Below are 5,743 nucleotides of genomic sequence, written 5' to 3'. Positions count from 1 at the left end.
CATACCACGGTTAAAAAACCATGTACTGTCTTACACAAAGTCCACAGACTTTCGCGACCTTTCAGAAGCCCGATTCCGTGTGTCCCACGGTACGGTTCTGACTAAACGCTTCTTGTACTTGTTGCGCGCGACTTTTTACCCAGACAAGCTTTTCTGAACGGAACCCCCTAAGCCGAGTTTTCAAGGTGCTGTCCGCCCACTTGGTTTTCGAGACGGTCTTTTTAATTCTAACGTAAAGCCAACCTAGAACGGCGGGGTTTCCCACCCAAAATTTTCGATGATTTTAATCCCGTTCAGTTAATTTTGTCTTTGATGTTTTCGATTGCGTCCTGGGCGGCGTTTTTCATGTCCTCCAACAAATTTTCTGCCTTATCTTTGACATCAGCTGCCACGTTCATTGCCGCTGCTTGTACCTGCTTTAATTCTCCTTCTGCTTTCATTTTCTCGTCGCCAGTTAATTCTCCAGCAGCCGATTGTACTTTCCCCTCGACATTTTTGGCAGCAGCCTTCATTTTGTCTTCGATGCTCATAAATTTTTCCTCGGTCAAGAAATTGTTATTGTTATTCTTATAACACAAATGCGGTAATTACTGCCCTTTAAAAACTTAAATAAATCTTAAGTTTTTGGGAATATAGCGGTTCTCGCATATGTGCGGCACACTTAAACCTTTGCTTATTAAGCTGCTCAGGATCGGCAATGTACCTCTTGTGAATCAGAAACGCTATAATTATTATTGGTTTCGCCATTGAGAGAGATGTATATCTGGCCAGGCTTGCGCTTATTGTTAATTTTTTTGCCGTTTAAAAAACTGAACAAATTTAACCATCGAATCACCAGAGCCTGCTGAAGCTTTCAGCCTCTATATATTTGCTAAATACAAAAATAATCTATTTTTAGGGCGAGGTAAAAGCAGCAATTACGGGATAATGATCGGAAGGAATAAGATTCAACCAACGAGAGCGATCAACTTTTGCCCAATCTAACTGCAAACGGCTATCATAATAAATTGTATCGATGGCTAAATAAGGGTTATCAGTGTAATTATTAAAGCTCATTTGTTCGGCTAATTCCAAATCTGCTAAAGCGTCCTTTAATTTAATTTCTGACTGGAGAGGTTGAGTTAAAATCTGACGGGGTAATTGCTGAGAATTAACATTAAAATCACCCGTTAAAAATAGGTAATCTTTTGTTAAATCTAGTTGACAAAAATGCTCTTGTATGCACTTAGCCCCTAAGTCCTTAGCTTTGTCGCTATAGTAATCGAGATGGGTATTATAAAACTGCAAAGTTTGCCCCTCAAGAGTGCCAAATTTAGCCCCCGTTACCATGCGGGGATAAGGATTACCCCAAGCTTCAGTGATACTGCCAATAATATCGGGAGTTTCTGATAGCCAAAATTCGTATATTTCCAAACATTTTAACCGACTTGGTTGATATAAAATCGCACAATGTTCATCTAATCCTGTCCCCCTGCGATCGCTGCCTAAACTTTGGTATTTTGGCAATAAACGGTGTAGATCCAATAATTGATTAGCGCGAGCTTCCTGAGTACCAATTATATCGGGAGAATAGTGAGCAATTAAAGCCGCTACTGCTTCCCTTCTTACTCGCCAATTACGCTCATCGGGATCGGGTTTATCGTAGCGAATATTAAAGGACATTGCTGTTAGTTTCATAGGAAAATGTAGAATGAGGAAGGGAATAGGAAGTGGGGAGTTTTTTCAGTGAACAGTAATCAGTAATCAGTAAGCTGAAAACTCACATCTGATAACTGAAAACTCACATCTGATAACTGAAAACTCACATCTGATAACTGAAAACTCACATCTGATAACTGAAAACTCACATCTGATAACTGAAAACTCACATCTGATAACTGATAATTAATTATCAGGATTTTTTGGCAATTGTCCAAAAGGGAAAAGTTTGACTGGGATTGATGATAACTCCCGTGATGCCATTGCGAGCAAAAGCGTATTCCTTGGTTTGCCAAAGGGGAATATAGGGAACTTCATCGGCGAGAATTTCTTGAATTTTGGCAAAAATTTGCTTTCTTTTGGCTGGGTTACTTTCCCGACGGGATTGTGCGATTAATTGATTCATTTCTTGACTATAAAAAAATGAGCCTTGACTTTGCGCTCCTCCCTCTTCGCAGCCAGTGTCTGGGGAACCTTTAGCACAATCTAAAAAGGGATAAATATAGTTATCTGCATCCAAAAAATCGGGATACCAATTAGATAGGGCAGTGGTATAAAGTCCCCGGCCAATATTACGGAAAAATGCCGCTCCTAGGATACTATTGGGTTCAAATTGAATCCTATTATCTAAATCCCGTTTTGATAGGGCTTTCATCACTGCCGCCACGCTGCTGGAAGTGATCGATCCCGAGGAGTGCCAAACTTCTACAATTGCTGGGTTTTCTTGACTATAACCAGCGGCTTTTAGTAATTGTTTTGCTTGCTCTATATTATGGTTGCCATAGCGCTCTTTAAACACCGGTTGTGACTCGGAAAAAGTAGTAGGAATGAGACTAAAAAGAGGGATGCCTTGACCTTGTAAAATGCGCTCATTAAGTAAATCTCGATCGACTAGAGAAGCAATGGCTTGTCGCACTAAAATATTATTGGTGGGTTCACTTTTGAGATTGACGCTCATAAAGTTAATTGCTGCCCCAGAAGATTCGAGCGCTTGCCATTTTCCCTGCGCCGCTTCTGTGCGTAATTTTCTCACTTGAGGAGGGAGTAAAGATTGATAGGCAATATCCACCGCACCCGTTTGAAAACCGTTGAATAAATTGGCAGGATTCGAGAGATAAATTTGCACATTAACTCCCTTATTTTTGGCTGGTTCTCCCCAATAGCGATCGAAGGCTTCTAAACTAAAAGAATCGCTAGTAACTGCTTTTAATTGATAATGTCCTGTGCCGATAAATTCTTCCGGTTTAAATTTACCCTCGCCAATTTGATAAAATTTGGGTGAAACTGCACAGGCTCCTGGGTAAGCTAAAAGAGCGGGAAAGGCGGCAAAAGGTCTGGTTAATTTAATAGTAATTTCGTCTTCTTTGGTAGCGGTGATCCTATCAATTGTATCCCGGAGAAGAAAGGAAGGTTCACCACCATTTTTGATAAATCTTTCTAAGGAAAACTTCATCGCCTCTGCGTTAAAAACCGTGCCATCATGAAAAATAACTCCTCGACGTACTGGGATAGTATAAGTCAAACCATCGGGGCTAATTTTGGGTAATTCCGTGGCCAGGAGAGGCTTTAAATTAGTGGTTCCTTCTGCGTAGGTGTAGAGAGTTTCACCGAGATTATAAATAATAAAAAGTCCTGCTAACTCATAACTATCGGCAGGATCGATCGAGCGTGGTTTTAGGGTTGTCCCGATCATCAGGCGATCGCTATCTCGTTGTGGTAAATTGGAATTAGTGGACTGACAGCCCACGGTCAGAAGAAGACAGAGGCAAAATAAACTTAAATAGCGGTAAAGTTGGCGTAAAGGTCTCATCGATGGCGATTAACGGCAGCTAGGTATCAATCAATCCTATCATTTTTGAGGATAATCTTTTTCCCTAGGTTCCCTTAAGGAACTAGGTTGATTGCTTAATTGGTTGGGTAAAATTCTTCAATAACTGGACTGATTACCCGGAAAATTAAATTAAATTTTCTGGTCGAGAATGGCAAAAACTTGATAAATTTGGCCAAGAAGAAGAGCCAGGGACGAAAAGGTGTTAAATGGTTCAGGATAGCTGGAGCTATGGAGGCAGATAAACAGGGGAATGGGTCAGATTTTTAAGCCTAGATCAGGTTCCCGCAACGAATTAGAAACTCATCTTCTTTTATAAACCTCTTGCATAATTAATTTTTGGCTCTTCTGGTTTCTGTGTGGAAACGAGGTCTATACTGATAGAATATCCGCAAAATAGTCCTAAAAGTCTTGTCCAATAAGCACTTCAGGATTCCATAAGCAAAAATTATCACACAAAGTCGAGGAGAGCCTAATTTTTCAGAGTTCAAAAACGGCAAAAATAAGGATTAAATGGCATAAAGTCTATAAATAGACCATTTAACTGATTATTATTCATTCTTAATTCTCCTGACTACTGACTACTGGCTACTGACTCCTAACCCTAACAACAATTTTTGATTTTTACAAGAGGTCTTATCTATCAGCCATTTAGGTTAATCCTGTCCCTTCTAAACAAGCTCGATCGAAAATTGCCCCCGTGGTTACTGCCGAGGCTAAACTAGCACAAAGAAGATTGGCATTAGTAAAATTTGTTCCCCGTAAAACCGCCCCGAAAAAAATTGCTTCCTCTAAATCAGTTGCCGACAGATCTGCCCCAGAAAGATTAGCGCTAGTAAAATCCGCTTGGGTTAAAATCGCCCCGACAAAACTCACTCCCCGGCCATCGACACCGCGAAAATCCGCCCCGGACAAATCTAGATGATTAAAAACCGCTCCGGCTAAAAAAGCGCCGGCCAAACTTGCCCCAGTCACGATCGCATCGAGGAGAATTGCCCCGCGTAAATCGGCATTACGAAAATCTGCTCCCCTTAAATTTGCCCCTGTCAGGTCAGCACCGCGTAAATTTGCCCGTAAATTCGCCCCTGCTAGGTCTGCACCCGCTAAATCAGCCCCTGACAAGTTCATGCCCGCTAAATCTTTTATCTGACCCTGACGAATTGCTAATAAATCAATACTGGGAAAAGTCATGTTCAGCCACGGTTAAATACTGTAAAAATATCTTAGAATATTCGTAAACCTTTGTTAAGAAAGCGCTCCATGTCCCTAGAGCTATTATCCCTAGAAAATATTGAAGAAATCGCCCACCAATACGGATACTGGGCAGTATTTATCGGCATCACCCTCGAAAATATGGGGATTCCCATCCCGGGAGAAACCATCACCATTGTGGGCGGCTTCCTTGCCGGTAGCGGTGATTTGAACTATTGGTTAGTTTTAGTCAGCGCAATTACAGGAGCAGTTTTAGGCGATAATTTTGGCTATTGGCTCGGTCGCGCCGGGGGTTGGCCGTTTTTGTTAAAAGTTGGCAAATTCTTTCGGATTCCACCTCAAAAACTAGAATTAGCCAAGGATCAATTTAGTAAAAATGCACCCCGGGCGGTCTTTTTCGGTCGTTTCGTGGCCCTGTTAAGAATCTTTGCAGGTCCAATGGCGGGAATTGCCCGAATGCCCTACGGTCGCTTTTTCCTCTGTAATCTCGGTGGAGCAACGGTGTGGGCGACGATTATGGTGACATTATCCTTCTTTTTAGGCCGTTTGTTCCCCTTGCACCAGTTAGTCAGTTCTATGGCTCGTTTTGGTATCTTGGCTTTAATTATCGTCCTGGCCTGGACAATTATCCACCCCATCCTTGAGTCACGGAAAACGGCGGTTTAAGCCCGTCATTTCAGTTATCAGTGATCAGTTATCAGTTATAAACGGCAAAATTAAGGATTAAATTGTATAAAATCTGTAAATAGACCATTTAGTTAATTATTATTCATCCTTAATTCTCCTGACTACTGGCTACTGACTCCTAAGCCTAACAACAATTTTTGATTTTTTTACAAGAGGTCTAGTGACTAAGCTGTACTGAATGGGACTTAGGCGTTTTCGGTCAGCAAAAAAGGCTCAAACCATTACGGGACAAAGGGTTAACCTCGATTTATGATTTTCCTTGATATATCTGGGTTTCAGCGATTTTGGGCTTGGTCGAAGTAAATCCCAAGCGGGGAT

Annotated in this window: 5 protein-coding genes; 1 reads left to right on the top strand and 4 read right to left on the bottom strand. The window is 41.4% G+C overall.

Features of this window, described 5'->3' with window-relative positions; all coding sequences use genetic code 11:
• Positions 1-293: 293 nt before the first annotated feature.
• The 4 genes from IM322_RS20745 to IM322_RS20730 form a co-directional block, all read right to left on the bottom strand.
• Positions 294-530 (bottom strand): CsbD family protein, encoded by a 237-nt coding sequence (locus tag IM322_RS20745; RefSeq protein ID WP_052278120.1) that lies wholly within the window; start codon positions 528-530, stop codon positions 294-296.
• A 364-nt stretch (positions 531-894) separates the two neighbouring features.
• A complete protein-coding gene (locus tag IM322_RS20740) occupies positions 895-1,677 on the bottom strand; it encodes an endonuclease/exonuclease/phosphatase family protein (RefSeq protein ID WP_287673244.1) in 783 nt (260 codons plus the stop codon).
• 214 nt (positions 1,678-1,891) lie between these two features.
• Positions 1,892-3,508, bottom strand: coding sequence for an ABC transporter substrate-binding protein (locus tag IM322_RS20735; RefSeq protein ID WP_287673243.1), 1,617 nt, complete (start codon positions 3,506-3,508; stop codon positions 1,892-1,894).
• Positions 3,509-4,177: 669 nt separating this feature from the next.
• Positions 4,178-4,717: a pentapeptide repeat-containing protein gene (locus tag IM322_RS20730; RefSeq protein WP_287673242.1), complete on the bottom strand. Its 540-nt coding sequence runs from the start codon at positions 4,715-4,717 to the stop codon at positions 4,178-4,180.
• A gap of 69 nt (positions 4,718-4,786) precedes the next feature.
• Here IM322_RS20730 and IM322_RS20725 point away from each other — a divergent pair, with 69 nt between their 5' ends.
• Entirely contained in the window at positions 4,787-5,404 is a 618-nt protein-coding gene (locus tag IM322_RS20725) for a DedA family protein (protein ID WP_046661564.1), read from the top strand.
• Positions 5,405-5,743 lie beyond the last annotated feature (339 nt).

Source organism: Microcystis sp. M109S1 (assembly GCF_020247025.1).
In the GTDB taxonomy this organism is placed as follows: domain Bacteria; phylum Cyanobacteriota; class Cyanobacteriia; order Cyanobacteriales; family Microcystaceae; genus Microcystis.
Note: the sequence above shows the minus strand (reverse complement) of the source record. Positions and strands in the feature narration are given on the sequence as shown.